Source organism: Acetobacterium sp. K1/6 (assembly GCF_034438075.1).
GTDB classification, from domain to species: domain Bacteria; phylum Bacillota; class Clostridia; order Eubacteriales; family Eubacteriaceae; genus Acetobacterium; species Acetobacterium carbinolicum.
The window spans coordinates 200,095-217,429 of record NZ_JAXQGA010000004.1 but is presented as its reverse complement, the minus strand read 5'-3'; the positions used below and the strand labels follow the sequence as shown (position 1 = coordinate 217,429).

The 17,335-nt window shown below is 41.9% G+C and carries 16 protein-coding genes; 12 read left to right on the top strand and 4 right to left on the bottom strand.

What is annotated here, in order from left to right; translation table 11 throughout:
* Window positions 1-33 precede the first annotated feature (33 nt).
* The 6 genes from U2P91_RS05290 to U2P91_RS05265 all read left to right on the top strand — a co-directional run bounded on the left by U2P91_RS05290 (window position 34) and on the right by U2P91_RS05265 (window position 7,692).
* A complete protein-coding gene (locus U2P91_RS05290) occupies window positions 34-702 on the top strand; it encodes a class I SAM-dependent methyltransferase (RefSeq protein WP_322519212.1) in 669 nt (222 codons plus the stop codon).
* Window positions 703-775: 73 nt separating this feature from the next.
* Window positions 776-1,627 (top strand): hypothetical protein, encoded by an 852-nt coding sequence (locus U2P91_RS05285; protein ID WP_322519211.1) that lies wholly within the window; start codon window positions 776-778, stop codon window positions 1,625-1,627.
* 270 nt (window positions 1,628-1,897) lie between these two features.
* On the top strand, window positions 1,898-3,637 hold the full coding sequence (locus U2P91_RS05280; RefSeq protein ID WP_322519210.1) for an ABC transporter ATP-binding protein: 1,740 nt from the start codon (window positions 1,898-1,900) through the stop codon (window positions 3,635-3,637).
* Entirely contained in the window at window positions 3,634-5,508 is a 1,875-nt protein-coding gene (locus U2P91_RS05275; protein WP_322519209.1) for an ABC transporter ATP-binding protein, read from the top strand. Before U2P91_RS05280 ends, U2P91_RS05275 begins: the two co-directional genes overlap by 4 nt.
* Before the next feature lie 128 nt (window positions 5,509-5,636).
* The gene (locus tag U2P91_RS05270) at window positions 5,637-6,908 is read left to right on the top strand and encodes a hypothetical protein (RefSeq protein WP_322519208.1); all 1,272 of its coding nucleotides are present in this window, start codon (window positions 5,637-5,639) and stop codon (window positions 6,906-6,908) included.
* A 145-nt stretch (window positions 6,909-7,053) separates the two neighbouring features.
* Window positions 7,054-7,692 carry an SOS response-associated peptidase gene (locus tag U2P91_RS05265; RefSeq protein WP_111888439.1) on the top strand — a complete coding sequence of 213 codons (639 nt, stop codon included), beginning with the start codon at window positions 7,054-7,056 and terminating at the stop codon, window positions 7,690-7,692.
* Window positions 7,693-7,804: 112 nt separating this feature from the next.
* Here the strand turns inward: U2P91_RS05265 and U2P91_RS05260 are convergent, their stop codons facing one another.
* Window positions 7,805-8,428, bottom strand: coding sequence for a hypothetical protein (locus tag U2P91_RS05260; protein ID WP_322519207.1), 624 nt, complete (start codon window positions 8,426-8,428; stop codon window positions 7,805-7,807).
* A gap of 479 nt (window positions 8,429-8,907) precedes the next feature.
* On the opposite strand from U2P91_RS05260, the gene U2P91_RS05255 reads away from it, so the two are divergent.
* The 4 genes from U2P91_RS05255 (at window position 8,908) to U2P91_RS05240 (ending at window position 12,361) form a co-directional block, all read left to right on the top strand.
* A complete protein-coding gene (locus U2P91_RS05255; RefSeq protein WP_322519240.1) occupies window positions 8,908-9,297 on the top strand; it encodes an iron chaperone in 390 nt (129 codons plus the stop codon).
* Between the two features lie 137 nt (window positions 9,298-9,434).
* Complete coding sequence (locus U2P91_RS05250; RefSeq protein ID WP_322519206.1) at window positions 9,435-10,361, top strand: helix-turn-helix transcriptional regulator; 927 nt, start codon at window positions 9,435-9,437, stop codon at window positions 10,359-10,361.
* A 248-nt stretch (window positions 10,362-10,609) separates the two neighbouring features.
* Entirely contained in the window at window positions 10,610-11,677 is a 1,068-nt protein-coding gene (locus U2P91_RS05245) for a GGDEF domain-containing protein (RefSeq protein WP_322519205.1), read from the top strand.
* 96 nt (window positions 11,678-11,773) lie between these two features.
* The gene (locus tag U2P91_RS05240) at window positions 11,774-12,361 is read left to right on the top strand and encodes a hypothetical protein (protein WP_322519204.1); all 588 of its coding nucleotides are present in this window, start codon (window positions 11,774-11,776) and stop codon (window positions 12,359-12,361) included.
* A 16-nt stretch (window positions 12,362-12,377) separates the two neighbouring features.
* Here the strand turns inward: U2P91_RS05240 and U2P91_RS05235 are convergent, their stop codons facing one another.
* Together U2P91_RS05235 and U2P91_RS05230 are read right to left on the bottom strand one after the other, a co-directional pair.
* Complete coding sequence (locus tag U2P91_RS05235; RefSeq protein ID WP_322519203.1) at window positions 12,378-13,262, bottom strand: EFR1 family ferrodoxin; 885 nt, start codon at window positions 13,260-13,262, stop codon at window positions 12,378-12,380.
* 1 nt (window position 13,263) lies between these two features.
* Window positions 13,264-13,887, bottom strand: a complete 624-nt coding sequence (locus U2P91_RS05230; protein WP_111888434.1) for a TetR/AcrR family transcriptional regulator — start codon at window positions 13,885-13,887, stop codon at window positions 13,264-13,266.
* Window positions 13,888-14,092: 205 nt separating this feature from the next.
* Here U2P91_RS05230 and U2P91_RS05225 point away from each other — a divergent pair, with 205 nt between their 5' ends.
* On the top strand, window positions 14,093-14,806 hold the full coding sequence (locus U2P91_RS05225; RefSeq protein WP_322519202.1) for a J domain-containing protein: 714 nt from the start codon (window positions 14,093-14,095) through the stop codon (window positions 14,804-14,806).
* A 32-nt stretch (window positions 14,807-14,838) separates the two neighbouring features.
* Window positions 14,839-15,249 (top strand): hypothetical protein, encoded by a 411-nt coding sequence (locus U2P91_RS05220; RefSeq protein ID WP_111888432.1) that lies wholly within the window; start codon window positions 14,839-14,841, stop codon window positions 15,247-15,249.
* 56 nt (window positions 15,250-15,305) lie between these two features.
* Here U2P91_RS05220 and U2P91_RS05215 read toward each other — a convergent pair whose 3' ends face one another.
* The gene (locus U2P91_RS05215) at window positions 15,306-17,300 is read right to left on the bottom strand and encodes an EAL domain-containing protein (RefSeq protein ID WP_322519201.1); all 1,995 of its coding nucleotides are present in this window, start codon (window positions 17,298-17,300) and stop codon (window positions 15,306-15,308) included.
* Window positions 17,301-17,335: the final 35 nt, after the last annotated feature.

Here is a 17,335-nt window from a genome sequence, read left to right as displayed (position 1 = left end):
AGACAATCAATGACAACGAAAAGAGGATAAACAATGCATTTAAAAGACGTTTTTAACCAATATAGTCAAGATTATGATGCTAACCGGCGGCATTTCATTCCCCTATATGATACTTTTTATCAATCGGCTATCGATCTATTAAACTTTGATACTGATACGCCGAAGGTACTTGATCTTGGGGCGGGGACGGGGCTGATGTCAGCCTTTGTGCTGGCAGCTTACCCTAAGGCTCAGATCACCCTGATTGATCAAGCCCAGAACATGCTTGATCTGGCTAAGCAACGTTTTGAGGGGCGGGATCAGATGCACTATATTGCCGATGATTATACCAGTCACACCTTCGACGAAAAATATGATGCCATTGTATCAGCCTTATCCATCCACCATCTGGAAGATGATAAGAAGAAAAAGCTTTTTAAAAACTGTTTTTCAAGTCTTACTCAAAATGGCATCTTCGTCAATGCCGATCAGGTATTGAGCCCTGATCCGGAACTTGAAGAGCAGATCATTGGTATTTGGCATGATTTTGTTAGAAAAAGTGATGTTACTGAAGAAGAACTGGCCGCCTATTATCACCGCACCTCTTTTGATCAAACTACACCGCTTAATGATCAACTGGCCTGGCTTCTTAGTGAAGGATTTTCGAAAGCGGACTGCATCTTCAAATATCTGAATTTTGCGGTCTTTTTTGCAATAAAATAAGGCAGTAAGTGAAATAAAGAGACGAATAAGAATGATTCCCTCTTTGTTTTTCTTTTACATACGGAGGAAAAGTATGTCAGAAAGAAAAAAGAAGCAGTCAAGAAAAAACACTAAATGGATGATGACACTCCTGTTTCTGGTTTGTGCTCTGTTGGTACTATCGAGTTGTGCCAAGGATACCCTCACTGGTAATTGGGAATTGGTGCCCCGCGAAGGGGCGTTAAATGATACGGCAATGACAGGATATGTCTTTAACGAAAATGGTACCGTGAGCTTTTATAATGGTTATGATGGAAAGCTGACGATATCAGAAGGTGAGTGGCATAATGATAAAAACACCCTGGTGTTGCGTTTAGATGATATCGATACGCCAGAAAGGCGGATTCGGTTTAAAATAGAGGAACAAACCCTCTATCTTTTTTCGGATTCCGGAGAAGGAAAAACCGCTTATGATAGCCAATATAAAAAGGTCGAGCGATTCAGCTTTGAGGATTTTATTTTAGCGGCTAAAAGTCAGAAAGAAAAAGAAAAGCAGGATGCGCAAATTTTTTGCACCCTGTCACCGCAGGAAATCATTGAGCAGCTAAAAGAAGCGGGCCAACCGATTGGGGAAGTGGTCGTTTATACTGATCCTGTTTATGCAAGTGGCTTATTGAAACAACCGAATCTACAATTGGCCCAGGCGGCCCGCTTTGAAGATACGTCCATTGAACAGGCAGAAAATCAGAGTGAACCCTTGGGTGGATCAGTCGAAGTTTATCAGGATTATACGGTAGCGAAGCAGCGCTTTGATTATCTGAGTGTTTTTTCTGATGTGGCTGGGTTAACCTATCAGACCGGAAATGTCCTTTTGCGCCTGGATAATGCGATGCAACCAGAAAGCCGAAAGCATTATGAAACGGCACTCTCGGGTATTGTCAAATAAGTTGATTTACAGGATCATAATATCCTCTCTGACCCTTAGGAAAGACGGATGTCATGAAGTTATCGATTAAAGATGACTGGCATCCGTATAAGTTGGTCTTAGGTGCCTATCTTTCGAGTAGGCGATACGGTTTGAAACATAAAAATGAGATTTTTTAAACAAAATTGTTACTTTAAAAGGATATAAAAAATTTGACTGTTGAGACACGGTATTGCTTATGCTAAAGATAGCGATACAAAACAGTAAACAGCAATAAGGGAGGGATGATCAATGACCTATTTAATCCAATTTTTAAAAGAAAAAAAAATGATGCTGTTTTTAATTATTCTGGCCACGGTGATCCAGTCCTTTAGTATGTTGGCGGTACCCTTTTTTGCGGCCAAAATCATTGACGACGGGATTCTTAAAAAAGATCTGATGGCGATTGTGATATTGGGCTTACAGATGCTGGCGGCAGTGGGATTATCGGGCCTGATTTCTTTATTGGCCAGCTACCTGAGCGCCGATTTGGCCGCACTTTCAGGAAAATACCTGCGCGATCGAATTTTTGATAAAACTCAAGTCTTATCAATTCGTGATTTTAATCAGTTTAGTACCGCTTCGATGATTACCCGGGCAACGGGTGATATTACAGTTATTCAGCAGAGCGTGATTATGTTTGCCCAAATGATTTTGCCGGCACCGATTATCGCGGTAACAGCCATTATCATGACCATCGAAGTCAGTCCATCTCTGGTGCCAATTCCCATCATTGCAATGGTAGTTTTTATGCTGGCCATCTATGTTATCTTTATTAAAGCTACCCCGATCTCTAAAACCATCCAAAAACGGTTGGACGTTATTAATCGAATCATGGGTGAAGCGATTACCGGGGTTCGGGTGATCCGGGCCTTTGACAATTCGCAATTTGAACGAAAACGAACCAACGAAGCTTTTTTAGATTATGCTGACAATGTGATTCGCCTGAATAAGACTTTTGCAGTGTTTAGTCCACTGATCTGGTCAGTTGTCGGGATCAGCATGGTAGCGGTGTTGTGGTTTGGCAGTTTTCTGGTGCTCAATGGCGAAATTCAGGTTGGCGGTATTACCGCCGTTTCAGAATATACCATCCTTTTGTTGATCGCACTGATCATGTCGTCAATGGTGATGGTGATGTTGCCGAAAATGAAGGCCTGTCTGGATCGCACCCAGGAGGTACTCGATACGATCCCGGAAATTGAGGATGAAAAACAACCTCTGGCCTTACGAAACCCGGCTAGCCCTCAAAAGCTGGTCTTTGATCAGGTCAGTTTCTCCTATCGGGGTGCTGAGGAGTCCGTTTTAGAAGGCATTAGCTTTTCTTGTGAGCAGGGTAAAACCACTGCGATTATCGGCGGGACCGGGTCGGGCAAGAGTACCATTGCCAGTTTGATGCTGCGACTTTACGATGTAGCCAGTGGAACGATCACTCTGGAGGGGGCGGATATCCGTCAGATGACCCAGCACGAGCTTAGGGAAAGCATCAGCTATGTACCCCAAAAGGCGATTCTCTTTAGTGGGACGATTGCCGACAATCTGCGGATGGGAAACAGCCAGGCAACCCCGGCAGAATTGGAACAGGCTGCCCGGATCGCCCAGGCCGATGACTTCGTTACCGAGCTGGCAGAAGGTTATCAAAGTCTGGTGGCCCAGGGTGGCACCAATTTTTCCGGCGGCCAGAAGCAACGGCTGTGCATTGCCCGGGCCCTGGTAAAAAAAGCACCGGTGTATATTTTTGATGACAGCTTTTCAGCACTGGACTTTAAAACCGATGCCGCCCTCAGAAGAGCACTGAAAAAAGAGATGGCAGACGCAGCGATGGTGATCGTGGCCCAACGGGTCAGCACCATTATGGATGCCGATCAGATTATCGTACTGGATGCTGGCCGGATGGCCGGCATCGGACGGCATGGTGAACTGATGAAAACCTGCCTTGTTTATCAGGAAATCGTCGCGTCTCAGCTCAGCGAAACGGAGGCTGACAGTTTATGAAAAAACAGCGAAAAAAACCACAAAAGGAAAAGAAGCAAGCGCTTAATACCGAAGGCCTGCTTGAAAAGGAAGACCTCTCCGAGATGGCGGATATACCCAAAAATTCAAAGGCATCGGCTAAACGATTAATGGGGCTGTTGCTAAAACAAAAAGGGGCCTTGTTGATCATTCTGTTGGCGGCCGTGGTTAGCAACGGGCTCTTTGCCTTCACCCCCATCATCATGGGAAAAGCTCTGGATCAACTGATTCAAGCCATTAGTGATTACGGCATTGGCGGCAGTTTTGACAAGCTGGCTGGGATCCTGGGAATACTGCTACTCATGTTAGCGATGGCGTATCTGATTGGCGCAGTATTTTCCTTTCTTCAGGAATATACCATGGCCAGTGTGGGTGAAAAGCTGGCCTTATCGCTGCGGGAGAAAATAAGCGAAAAGATCACCAGGCTGCCGCTTCATTATTATGATGCCAATGAAACGGGAGAAATTTTAAGCCGAACCACCAATGATCCGGATAAGATTGCCGAGATTTTAAAAACCGGGGCCCTGCAGTTTGCCAATGCACTCTGCAACCTTGTCTTTAGCATTGTCATTATGTTTGTTCTAAATCCCGTCATGGCGGTGATCATCATTGCCACCATGTCCCTGAGCGTTTTTGCGACAAAGTGGATTTCGGGTAAAACGCTGGCAATTTTCTATGAAAATCAGAAGGTTTTAGGGGAATTAAACGGAAAAATCGAAGAATATTATAGTGGAAACCTGATTATCAAAAGCTTTAATCAGCAGGAGCAGGTTATTAAAACCGAGCGGGAGTTGAGTGATCGGCAGTACCAGGCCAACAAAAAATCACAATTTGTGATTTATGCCATCTATCCGGCAATCCGCTTTCTGACTCAACTCAGTTTTGTGACGACCGCCATTGTCGGAGGTGTTTTTGCCATTAATGGCACGATGACCATCGGGACAGTACAGGCCTTTTTGCAGTATGTCAATCAGATTGCTGATCCCATTACTCAATCTTCTTATTTTATCAATTCGATGCAGGCGGCCCTGGCATCAGCGGAACGGGTTTTTGAATTTCTGGACGAGCCTGAAGAGGTACCTGAAATCACCACGCCAAAACAGATTGTAGTACCGGAAGGTGCCGTGGTATTTGAACATGTCCGTTTTGGTTATCATCCTGGTGAATCGTTAATGGAAGATGTCAGCTTTACCGTCAGACCCAACGAGATGGTGGCCATTGTCGGGCCCACCGGTGCCGGGAAAACGACCCTGGTTAATCTACTGATGCGTTTTTACGAACTGGATGGCGGCACGATAAAAGTCGATGGAATTGATATTAAAGAACTGTCCAAAAGCGGGCTCCGGCGGATGGTGGGAATGGTGCTTCAGGATACCTGGCTTTTTAAAGGTACCATTGCAGAGAACATCGCTTATGGGAAGATGGATGCTACCCGGGAAGAGATTATCCAGGTAGCCAAGGCAGCCCGATGCGACCATTTTATCCGGACCTTGTCAGAGGGCTATGATACGGTGATCTCCAATGAAGAAGGAACTGTTTCCCAGGGGCAAATGCAGCTCCTGACCATTGCCCGAGCGATGCTGGCCAATCCCGCCCTGATGATCTTGGATGAAGCGACCTCCAGTGTTGACACCAAAACCGAATTGCAGGTGCAGAAAGCGATGCTTTCAAGTATGAAGGGAAAAACCAGCTTTGTCATTGCCCACCGGCTTTCGACCATCAAGTCAGCGGACCTGATTCTGGTAATGAAAAACGGCACCATCGTTGAAAAGGGAACCCATCAGGAATTGCTGGCCGCTGATACGTTTTATGCTGATTTATATAACAGCCAATTTAATAATCTGGCGCTGTGAAAAATACCAAATAGAATGAGAAACCGTAAGTCAAATATTGTGCTTGACAGAGAGGATAGTATAAAGACCAAGTTTATTTTTAAAGTGAATAACATAATCAAATTGTTGGATTTAAGTAGGGAGGAATTTTGAATAATTTTATTGTGCAGGAAATGATTGAGCAACTTAAGGGTAAATATATCAAATGGTGGTGGAAAACGGACAAGTGTTTTCCTGTTTTGGGTGAAAAAATCAGCCTCAAAGAAAAAATAAAACGGGAAAAGGAGTTGAACCAGTTTATCAATAACCTTTTTTCGCATTTAAAGCAATGTCCTAAGAATAAAGATCTACTAACGGACTGGAAAAATGCCTTATGGACACTGATAAAAAATCTTGGAGAACAGTCAGGCTTTACCGAAGATGAGGTTGATCAAGATTTTGCAAAAGCCCTTCCAAGTGTAACGAATCGCTTTATTTGCAGTGTCAAAGGGTTTAATGCTGAGATGGAATTAAAAAACATGCTGCAAGCCCTCAGAAATGTCTGGATCATGAATCTGCTCCAGGTTTTGTTTGCGGTTGAGGTTGAGTATACCCCTTCTATTTTTGCTTATAGCATGCTTTACCCGTATACTGATAATTATTTAGACGACCCGGAAGTATCCTTTGAAGATAAACAACAGATCAATAAACGCTTTAGACGCCGGTTAGAAGGTGAGCAAATAGATGCGAATGACGACTACGAAGCGGCCTTATTTGATTTTGTTGGGATGATTGAAAGCCAATATAGTCGGACAGATTTTAAAGAATTATATGAAAGTCTCTTATCTATTCACGACGCACAATGTAATAGTCTGATGCAGCATGATGAGATGACGTCCCCTTATGAAAAAGACGTCTTAGGAATAAGTGCGCAAAAAGGCGGGGCTTCGGTCCTGGCAGATGCCTATTTAGTGAAGGGCAAACTTTCTGATGGTGAGGTGGATTTTGCCTTTGCCTATGGCATACTGCTTCAATTATGTGATGATTTACAAGATGCCAAAGAGGATCTGGAAAATGAACACATGACTATTTTTTCGGTGACGTTGGGAAAGTGGCCGTTAGATCGGCTAACCAATGCCTTGTTTGATTTTTCTAATATGATAATGACAGATTCATATGAGCAACTGGATCATGAAAAATCCCGTAAAATGAAATCCTTCTTACAGAAAAACCTGACGCTATTAATATTTGAAGCGATTTCACAAAACCAGGATTTTTATAGTAAAGAGTATATAAAAGCCATTGAACCGTATCTGCCGTTTAGAATGACCTATACGAGAAAGCTTTATAAAAAACTGAAACGGAAGTATTCGAACTTTAAAAGCATGGCCGGATACACCATCGATGAGATCATCCTAATGGCAATGGAAGAAGCGCGTTAAAAATTAGCGAGTGCAATAAAAAGTGAAAATAGGGGGAAGTAAAGATGTGAGTATGTGTTACATGGGCTTGATAAGCCTAATGGGAATAGCAGAAAAAAATGTGTGGTCGTTGATTTTTAAAGGGGCCTTCTGGCAGGAGAAAAAAATGTGTGGACGTTATATTTTATATTCCGATAAAGAGGAAAGAGCGATCAAGGCAATCGTTGAAGAAGTGAATAAAAAATATCATACCGTGATAAAAAAAGGGGATATCCATCCAACTGATCTGGCGCCGGTTTACATCCCTCGGAAGGATCATCAGGGCATGGATCTGGTGTTAAAAAAATGGGGGTACACGCGGCATTTTGAGAAAAAGACCCTCTTGATTAATGCCCGCTCGGAAACGGTGCTGGAAAAACCCCTTTTCCGCGATGATTTTATGAACCGCCGTTGCTTGATTCCAGCGATGGGTTTTTATGAATGGAATGAGAAAAAAGAAAAATTCCGCTTTACCGGTACCGAGGAGCTGATTTATCTGGGCGGCTTTTTCCATCAACAAACAAAAGGTTTCGATGAGTTTATGATTATGACTAAGCCCCCAGTCGAATTGATCGCACCGATTCACAACCGAATGCCAGTGGTGATTCCAGCAGACCAGGCAACAGACTTTCTGTATTCCACAAAAACCGCGATAAAAATTAGCACGGAAAATCGGGTTGTCCTAAAAAAAGAATTGATTCAGGGAGAGAAGCAAGTTAGTTTGCTTGATCTTCTTGCGGATGTGGCTTCCCCAAAAGAAGTGTAACCAGATAATTTCAAAAAGTCTAAAAGTCGGTGAAATGTCTGTCATTTCACCGACCTTTTTATAGGCGGTATTAAATCTTCACCTTTTGAGGGCATTTAACAATTCGAGACTTTTAAAAATCAACAATTGTTTTAGCGACATCCGTTCCATCCGGGCCGGAGAATTTAACGGTTATCATGGATATCCCTTTTTTCATCCAAACTCGATCAATTTCCGGTTTGCCTTCAAAGCCCTGAGTTGAAGATAATTCATAACCATCTCCTCCGAGTTTCGCTTTAGTTTCCTCATAGGTCATCCCTTGAGTAATACTTTGTGCCTGTTCGTCAGTGACTCGTTTGTCATCCGGCAGTGTGATGAGGTAAGCTTCCAAACCCTCGACACTTTTATTAAAAACAACTTTTGAACTTCCATCTTGTGAAAAAACAGAGCTCAGACCAATCATAACACCATTTCCATTTGCGTCAGTATACTGGAATACATCAGTCATGGGTTCTTTAGCTGTTACGCCCAAGGCAGTATCCACCTCCGCTTTTGTCTGGCCGAGCTGAACCTTGTCATAGAACGCATAAATTTTATCCAGGGTAGCAGTGCTATCAACCGCTTCGGAACGATCACCCGTTTCGGAACCACCATCAGCGTCTTGAGTGCTTTGTTGACCACAGCCAGCCATAAAAACTGACGAAAAAACCAGCAAAACTAACAGTAAAATGAGTCGCCTGATTCTTGTCTTTGTCATCGAAAAACACCTCCTTTTTCTTTCAGTACGTTGATACCCATTTGGCGACTAAATAACAGTTTTGATTAAATATTGGCGGTGGTTTTTAAGGGCTGAAATAGGCGATTGATTTTAATAAGATTGACTAAAGTTTCAGAATAATCTGGAAATAGTGTTTATATCCACGTAAAGGTTAAAAGTTTAATGCACGGTTTCATAATAGGAGTATAATAAGGTATCAAGGAAAATGGGAGTTATTATGGAATTTAAAAATGTGATTGTTAAAAGACGGAGTATGCGGAAATACGACGTATCTAAAAAGATCGATGAAGGCGATCGGTTAAAGCGATGATTGCGGTGGGTTATGCAGCCCAGGAAGCTAAAATGCCTCCTCGTAAATCGGCTGATGAGATTCTAAAATTCTTTTAGAAAACTCTGGTTTGAAGAACAGTAGCCCGGAGAATGGTCTAGGGAAGGAGATATAGTTGAAAGGAATTAAAATGACTAAAATTGAAGACGGTAACCCAGTTGATGCGTATATCCGCCAATTCCCGGCGGACGTCCAGGTGATTCTTCAGCAAATCCGGCAGGTGATTAGAGAAGTAGTGCCTGAAGCCGATGAAAAGATTAGTTATCAAATGCCGACATTCTTTCTGGATGGCAATCTGGTTCATTTTGCTGCCCATAAAAACCATATCGGCTTTTATCCTGCACCCTCAGGCATCGAAAAATTCAAGAAAGAATTGTCAATATATAAGGGCGCCAAAGGTTCGGTTCAATTTCCACTTAATGAACCAATGCCTTTTGATCTGATCCGAAAAATCGTCGTTTTTAGAGTGGTAGAGAATCAGATGAAAGCGAAAAACAAGCAAAAAAAGAGCGAAATATAACAGCCTGAAAGATTATATCAAACGCTATAAAACAGTAAGCCCTCTAAATAAGGTTCTGGAAATGAGTGCTTTTAGCAAGGGCAGTCAAGCAATTTGATCCTTGTTGGTCTAAAATAAAGACAGGGGAGGTGAGAAAAATGGAAGAGGTACAGATTTTTCAGGCCGTGCAGCGGATGCAGGACTATATCGAAATCAATCTCACCCGGAAGATCACCTTGAAAGAACTGGCTAATGCGGCCGGATATTCGCCATGGCATGCGGCCAGGCTGTTTAAAGAAGTGGTCGGGAAAGCACCATTTGATTATATTCGGGCGTTAAGGCTCACAGAGGCGGCACTTTTGCTTCGGGATGGGGAGATGAAGATTGTAGATGTAGCCATGGATTTTGTCTTCGATTCCCATGAAGGCTTTACCCGGGCATTCTCCCGTCAATTTGGGATGGCCCCCAGCAAATATGGTCGACAGACACCGCCAATTCGATTGTTTATACCTCAGAAAGTTTTCGATGCCTACCAGTCTATGCATAAAGGAGAGAAAAAAATGAGTGAGAAACAAATGAATGAGAAACAAAATTCCAGAACCGTGTTTGTCCAGGTAATTGAACGACCGGCCCGGAAGCTTCTTTTAAAACGTGGTGTCAAAGCAACTGAATATTTTGCCTATTGTGAAGAAGTTGGCTGCGAGATTTGGTCGGTGCTCACCAGTGTGAAAGAAGCACTATACGAGCCCATCGGGATGTGGTTGCCCAAGCATCTCATTTTAGAAGGTACGTCCCAGTATGTCCAGGGAGTGGAGGTTCCGCTGGATTATGCCAATGTCGTTCCGGAAGGTTGTGAGCTGATTGAATTGCCTCCCTGCACGATGATGGTATTTCAGGGCGAACCCTATGACGATACCGATTTTATGGCCGAAATTGATGCAATCTGGGAGCATGTTAAGCGGTTTGATCCAACGGTTTATGGCTATCAATGGGCACCGGAAGCAGCACCGAGATTCCAGCTGGTGCCGATGGGCTATCGCGGGTATATTGAAGCCTATCCGGTTAACACCATTAACAAAATCTAGTCTCATCCAACACCAGCTAAGCCGGTTCAAAGCGGAAGAAAAATCTGCCCGCTTTGAACCGGCTTTTTAACAATCTATTATAACGATTTATTTCTCCATACAGTAAAAGTATGGAGATTTTTTGGGTGTGCCTGGTAAGGGGTGGATCTAAATAAGGGTTTCTTTTTAGTTTGAAAATGCATATAATAATGAGACGGTGAGGTCTGATTAAAATTCGAGCAAAGCGTTTTATTAATGGGGTGATACAGATGTTTTCAAAGTTATTTAATAAATATCTTACCAACGATTTTAGATTCACTTCCGAGGATCTTCAGTTTCGGCGGGTACGGATGATTAATTGTGTCCTGCCAATCGCTATTTTTGTGCTATTCGTTTTTTCCTTTGTTGCCTATGCCATCGAGCTTTATCCAGTGATGGTCAGTAATTTAATTGGCGGTGTGTTGGCATTTTTTGCGCTTTATGATTTTCACAAACGGCATTTTGTCTTTTTTACGGCGGTCTTAATAGTAGCTATTGAAATTTTTGTTCTGCTTAGTTTATTCTGGTTTGTGGGATTTAATCACTATGTACTTGTTTGGATAGTCGTCGTTCCCATTACTGCTTATTTTTTGCTAGGAAGAAAGGGCGGCCGAATTTTTACATTTAGTTTTTCCCTAATGGTTTTAATATTTATCTTCTTAAATTATGCGAATTGGGAAACCCAGGGTTTTACTAATGTTGGCCTACTTAATCTTGGCTTTTCATATCTGGGCATGATTCTGATAATCAGCTATTATGAACTCAGTATGCAAGAAGCACTAAAAAATTTAGAGCGAAAAAATCACGAATTGGCCATCTTATCTATCACCGATAGTCTTACCGGGATCTACAATCGGATTAAACTGGATGAGATTCTATTTTTAGAAATCAGCAATTATCGAAAAACCGGCAAAGATTTTGCCATCCTAATTGGTGATATTGACTTTTTTAAACAGATCAATGATAACTACGGGCACCTGTACGGGGATAGAGTTTTAAAAGAAATCACCCAAATAATGGGTGAAACGATCCGAGAAACGGATATTTGTGGGCGCTGGGGTGGTGAAGAATTTATGATTATTTGTTTGAATACGCAGATTGGCGGTGCTGTTTTTCTGGCGGAAAAACTCCGGCTGGCAATCGAAGATTTCTCCAGATTAGCACCTCATCAGGTTACCATGAGTTTTGGGGTTGCGCAATTTGAGCCACAGGATACCATTGAAACCCTCATCAAGCGGGCCGATGATGCCCTTTATCTGGCAAAAAAACGGGGTCGAAATCGGGTTGAACAATTATAGTTTAACGAGAGATATTTGCTTTAGATACAAAATTTAGTGACGGCACCATCATATAAATGGGTATATAAAAGAAAACTACAACAAAGGAGACGTAAAATGGACGATAAAATTTTAAAAAAGTATCCTTTTTCCTATGACATGGAAACCTTGGATAATGAACTGCACTTAAGAGGAAATGAAGCGATGTTGGATATTCTAGAACCCATCTATGAAATGGTTCAAAAGATTGCCATACCCAAAGTCATTTATTTTGAAGCTCAGATTACCGAAAAAACTGATGCATGGGTAAAGGTCAATGGTGTAGTCTTTGAAAGCGAGCTGTTGCGAGGTTATGTCAATCAGGGAGACCCGGTCTTTCCCTACATTGTTACCGTGGGTACCGAGCTGGATGATTATGCCAAAACCCTGAAGGATTCTATGGATCTCTTTATGATTGATGAAGTGATGAATCTGCTAGTTAATACCGGCAAGGTGTTCGTGGCGGATGCGGTCAAAGAGGTGTCAGGCTGGCAGTCGGTAAAGGATTATGTTCCCGGAAACGGCGAAGAATGGTCAACCGTGGAACAGAAACGTCTTTTTGACCTGTTTGCCGGCGAAACCGCCAAAATCGGGGTGACTCTGGGGGATAATTATTTTGTGCTGCCCGGGCGGTCCACCATTGGGATTTTATCACAGAAGAGATAAATCGGATCAGTAGAAGTTACTCAGCTTCTTTAAAATACGCGATAAAATGCTTGTAATAACCCTTTGATTTTTCGGTTACAAAGTTACCATTGATCTCTGGGTTATTTAAGATGCTATCAATATTAAACCCGCCGGTGTAGGGGTCGACAACACAGCCGGTCAGATTTCTTGCTTGTATGGCGTGAGTAGGACATCCGTAAATACAGCGCATACACCAAATGCAATGGGAGCCAAAACGGATTTGACCCGCAGTTTCGAGAATGTTATTTGTCGGACAATTACGGATACATTTGTTGCAGAGGTTACAGTTATCAGATGTTGAAAGACCTCTCGCAAAATATTTTGCCCCATAATGTTCTTCACCATAGTAGAGAATTCGAAGAAATTTACTAAGAATCCCATTGATTTTTAATTGCTGCGCCTGTTCATTGATGGTGTCGGTGACTATTTTATCAACTTTTTTTACAGCGGCGCCATATAATTGTTTATTTAGTTGATCGTCATATTTTATAAACCAGTTACAGGGCATGGCCAAGATGGAATTATGAAATACCAGATAGCCTTTTTCTTCCATTGTATGAATGATCGAATCGGATGCACCATGGTTAATGTAATGTGCAGAAGAGGCAGTTTTGAATATGAAGGCCTTCTTTCCCGAACAAGGGGGCAAGATCTTGGCAAACTGCTCAGTAATGCTGGAAGCACCGAATCCTAAGACCGGATGACCGACACCAATCATATCAAATTCATTAGTGATCAACGGTGTTTTATGATTTACAATATCCTCAATCCTGAATAATTCAACTTTGATGTGCTTTCGTTGATAGGATGCCGATAACAGTCTGGCGATAATTTCAGTATTGCCAGTACCTGAAAAGTAGAAAATCCCGATTCTTTTCATTTTAATAGTGCTCCTCTTGTGTGGATTCTAAAACCTTTTGGTCTAAAACAGAAGTGATAAACCGGTCCTCAAAATCTTCGATAATGGTATCTGAATTTGTATTCTTACTCATTACCAGAGAAGATAATACACCATCAAGTGCGGAGACAAGGGTTATTGCACTTGCACGGGTATTGTGTTTGCTAAACTGACCGCTGCTGACGCTTCTGTCGTAGAGCGTTTTGATAAAGTTGGTCATATTATCATAGTAATCCTCATAGACTTGCCACATTTCTGGAGACGAAAGGGCTTTAACCATAGTTAGAAAGAAAAAAGTCAGCTCCTTCTTGTGCGTCAACCAGTAACTGACATAGCTCTGGATGTAAAAGCGGATCCCCTCAACGGCGTCTGGATTTTCCGCAGCGATGCGGACATATTCATAAATCGGTTCGTTTAATTTTTCGTTTGCAAAATATAAGATTTCATCTTTGCTGCTAAAGTGATGATATAAACCGCCTTTACTGATCTGTGCTCTTTTTGCAATCGCCTCCATGGATGCACCTTCGTAACCCTTCTCAAGAAAAATTTCGACAGCGCTATTGACAATATCATCGATTCGCTTTTCTTTTGTTTCCCATTTAGACATTGTTTCCTCCTTTCAAAATAAAACCGACCGTCGGTTTTATTTTAATGCAATGACCTCGTTTAGTCAATCATTTTTCGTAAATGATAGTTGAATCAAAAGAAAACAATATTATTTTTAACGTTATTTAAACAAAACCTAAACATTTAGCGGTACAATCATTCCACAATTGATTTTAAAATAAATTTGCAGATAAGGTGGAATCATAATGAATTTGGATCCCTATCAAGTTTTAGGTGTCCCTCATGATGCCAGTGATGAGGACGTCTCAAAAGCATATAAAAAACTGGCGAAGCAATATCATCCGGATTTGAATCCGGGGGATCAGGAAGCCGCCCGAAAAATGAGCGAGGTCAATGCTGCCTATGATTTGATCAAAAGCGGTAAAGCCAATCTCGCTTATGGCAATGCCCATGGCACGGCCAGTCCGTTTTCACAAGGCAATTCGGGACAGACCAGAACGTATACCTATCGCTATGCAAGTAGTGATGGTCGTAGCGGCCAGGCAGACCCCTTTGAAGGTTTTGATCCCTTTGCGTGGATTTTTGGGGCATATTCGAGCCAGCGGCAGACCTATAGTTTTGAAGCAGCAGCAAACCATATCAATATGGGAAATTATGAAGAGGCAATTAATATCCTCAATCATCTGTCAGATCGAAGTGCCCAATGGCATTTCTACAGTGCCATTGCAAACTATGGCCTGGGTTACCGGGATATTGCCGTTGAGCATGCCAAAATGGCTGTTGAGATGGAACCGGGCAATGAAAAATATCAGAACCTGTTGAGTCAATTAAGTGGCAAACGCAGCTGGTTTTCTGGTCGGCGATCATCAAATTTTTCTCCTTTGGGAACTATTGTTAAGCTGTTTATTGGCTTTTACGCCATCCAATTTTTGCTTTCGTTTTTAGGCTTAATATTTTAGAACCTGTGATTAAATTAATTAGGAGACGATAAATGGAAAGTTTGAAAAATAAGCTGGTCCGCTTCATGACCGGCCGCTATGGGATTGATCAGCTCTATTATTTAGGGTTGTTTATGGGCTTGGGAGCGATGATGATCAATTTGAAGGTTGATTCGCTAGTTTTGACGATTTTTTCAGACGGTTTAATTCTCTTGGTACTGCTGCGAAGTTTTTCCCGAAATATCAGCAGACGGCGAATGGAAAATGAAAAATTCATGAGGCTCTGGAACCCGGTAAAAAAAGCAACCAGAATCTTGGTGCGAAGAATTAAAGGGATCGGCAGATACCGTTACCGGAAGTGTCCCCATTGTAAAAAGACGTTGCAACTCCCGATTAAGCGGGGAAAACACACTGTGAAATGTCCGACATGTCAGGAAAAATTTGAGGTTCGCGTGATTGTTTAAAAATAAAGCATCAGCAAGCCATAATAAATCGAGGAAATAATTGCTATCAACAGCAGCTATTGGTTGGCCAGCCCTTTAAAATAAACTGAGGGTGAATCGAAGGTAAAACTGCTGTCCTCAAAAATTGTATTTCTTTTTACAATGGTCTGAATTTCAAAAAGAATCTTTGTTAGTTCATCGCGCTCGTTAACGAGCGGAGCATAAGTATTTTGGGGAAGAAGAGGTTCGGGATCACTGATCCCAGTTTTTAGAATTGTTTTAGATTCATCTTTAGGTAAGGGTTTTGAATAGAAATCGCCCTGTCCGGCATAGCAATTGAGTTTTTCCAGAAAGGCTTTTTGTTCCCAGTTGTCAATTCCGACTGCGACCAGTTTGATATTCAGTTGCCGGGTAAGTTCAATAATGCTCTGCACAATTGATGCACTTGCTGTGACGGTCAGGACGTTATTTAAAAAGGATCCGTCCAGGATAAGGATATCGATATTAAAGTTCTGTAAACCGATAAAGCTGAAGTTGGGATCATTAAGAGCTATTTTAATACCCATTGACCGAAGTTCTTTTAAATTGTTTCGGATATTTTCCGAGTCATCAAGCAAAAGATCTTCAGTAACCTTGACAATTAAAAACTTCGGATCCAGAGAAAATTTTGTGAGAATTTCTTTTATCGTTAGGGCAAAGCTTTTTTCGTAGAACTGAATGCTGGAAAAATTAACCATCACATTTTGCTTGGGAAACCCTTCGTTTAAGGTTTTATTACAGCTTTGACAAACTTCATTAAGCATCCATTTTTCCATTTCAATGATACTTCCTGTTTCTTCTGACAGATAAATGAACTCGTCGGGAGAAACCAGTCCCCAGACGGGATGATTCCACCGGATCAAAGCTTCGGCAACCAGGATTTTTGTCTCTTTCAGGGTGACTATCGGTTGATAAAATATTTCAAACTGACTCTGGTAAATCGCCTTAATAAAATCGCTACGCAATTCGAATTGTTTATAATTTTGAATGCTGAAATCCGTGCAATAGAATTTAAACTTGTTCGGCCCCTCTTTTTTTGCCCAAAGCAGGGCAATATTGGCTTGTTTAATCAGGAACTCACCGCTTTCATCGGCCAGATCATCGGGATCCTTGCCTTTGGCATCCTCAGTGTAAAGACTGATTCCCATACTCATGGCGATTTCAAATTCATAATTAGCAGCTTTGAACGGCTGTAAAAATAAAGCGGTGATTTCACGAGCCATGGTCGCGTAGGCTTCTCGACTAGCGAGGTTTCTGGCAATAATACCGAACTGGTTTTCGGAATAACGTCCAATTATTTGATTTTTTTTAAGGAATGCTTTGAGCCGGATCATTATTTTCATGATCATCTGATCGCCAAATTGAGTGCCCAAAGCGTCACTGATATATTTAATCCGCTCAAAATCGAGCATCAATACGGCTAATGAGATGCCGTTTTTTTGGGAAAGTGCATACTGCTCAGCGAGAAGTGTTTTGAAATGGAGTCGATTGGGCAGGCCAGTCAGCTCGTCATGGGTAATTGTATAATTGAGTTTTTTTTCTGCTTTGACACGTGTTGTAGCATTGGTAAAACTCAGGATAATTCCTTCAATGGCGGGATGGCTTATTAAGTTTTGCATGTTGACTTCCAAATGAACCCGTTCACCAGTCTTTTTTTTATAGGTTAATATATTTTGGGTTTTGGCACCAGGATTTGCCAGTACGTAGCTGATCATGCCCTTTAATTTCGTCAGGTCCTCATCTTGGTAGAATTTAAATATTTTCTCGCCAATTAATTTGTCCGGCTGATAGTGGACGACCTTGGTTGCGGCATCACTGATAAACGTGATAATGCCCTCCGGGCTAATTATTTCATAGACTGTTTCAGATTCTTCGATCAAGGCTTGAAATCGATCTGTAACGTTCCAGTTGCTTCGCTGGGAGTCGACAAAAACCTGCGTATTATCCTCGGGCTCCGGGCTCTTCTTATCATGGTGTTGTCGAAAAAGTTTTTGAATATGATCCTGCTTTTCTTCCCAAATTTTAGGAATCATTTCAGATTTTTTTCTGGTGGATCATTTTTAGGGCT

Coding starts and splice junctions, on each gene's coding strand:
- U2P91_RS05290 (WP_322519212.1), top strand. CDS start 34: ATGCATTTAAAAGACGTTTTTAACCAATATAGTCAAGATTATGATGCT.
- U2P91_RS05285 (WP_322519211.1), top strand. CDS start 776: ATGTCAGAAAGAAAAAAGAAGCAGTCAAGAAAAAACACTAAATGGATG.
- U2P91_RS05280 (WP_322519210.1), top strand. CDS start 1,898: ATGACCTATTTAATCCAATTTTTAAAAGAAAAAAAAATGATGCTGTTT.
- U2P91_RS05275 (WP_322519209.1), top strand. CDS start 3,634: ATGAAAAAACAGCGAAAAAAACCACAAAAGGAAAAGAAGCAAGCGCTT.
- U2P91_RS05265 (WP_111888439.1), top strand. CDS start 7,054: ATGTGTGGACGTTATATTTTATATTCCGATAAAGAGGAAAGAGCGATC.
- U2P91_RS05260 (WP_322519207.1), bottom strand. CDS start 8,428: ATGACAAAGACAAGAATCAGGCGACTCATTTTACTGTTAGTTTTGCTG.
- U2P91_RS05255 (WP_322519240.1), top strand. CDS start 8,908: ATGACTAAAATTGAAGACGGTAACCCAGTTGATGCGTATATCCGCCAA.
- U2P91_RS05250 (WP_322519206.1), top strand. CDS start 9,435: ATGGAAGAGGTACAGATTTTTCAGGCCGTGCAGCGGATGCAGGACTAT.
- U2P91_RS05245 (WP_322519205.1), top strand. CDS start 10,610: ATGTTTTCAAAGTTATTTAATAAATATCTTACCAACGATTTTAGATTC.
- U2P91_RS05240 (WP_322519204.1), top strand. CDS start 11,774: ATGGACGATAAAATTTTAAAAAAGTATCCTTTTTCCTATGACATGGAA.
- U2P91_RS05235 (WP_322519203.1), bottom strand. CDS start 13,262: ATGAAAAGAATCGGGATTTTCTACTTTTCAGGTACTGGCAATACTGAA.
- U2P91_RS05230 (WP_111888434.1), bottom strand. CDS start 13,887: ATGTCTAAATGGGAAACAAAAGAAAAGCGAATCGATGATATTGTCAAT.
- U2P91_RS05225 (WP_322519202.1), top strand. CDS start 14,093: ATGAATTTGGATCCCTATCAAGTTTTAGGTGTCCCTCATGATGCCAGT.
- U2P91_RS05220 (WP_111888432.1), top strand. CDS start 14,839: ATGGAAAGTTTGAAAAATAAGCTGGTCCGCTTCATGACCGGCCGCTAT.
- U2P91_RS05215 (WP_322519201.1), bottom strand. CDS start 17,300: ATGATTCCTAAAATTTGGGAAGAAAAGCAGGATCATATTCAAAAACTT.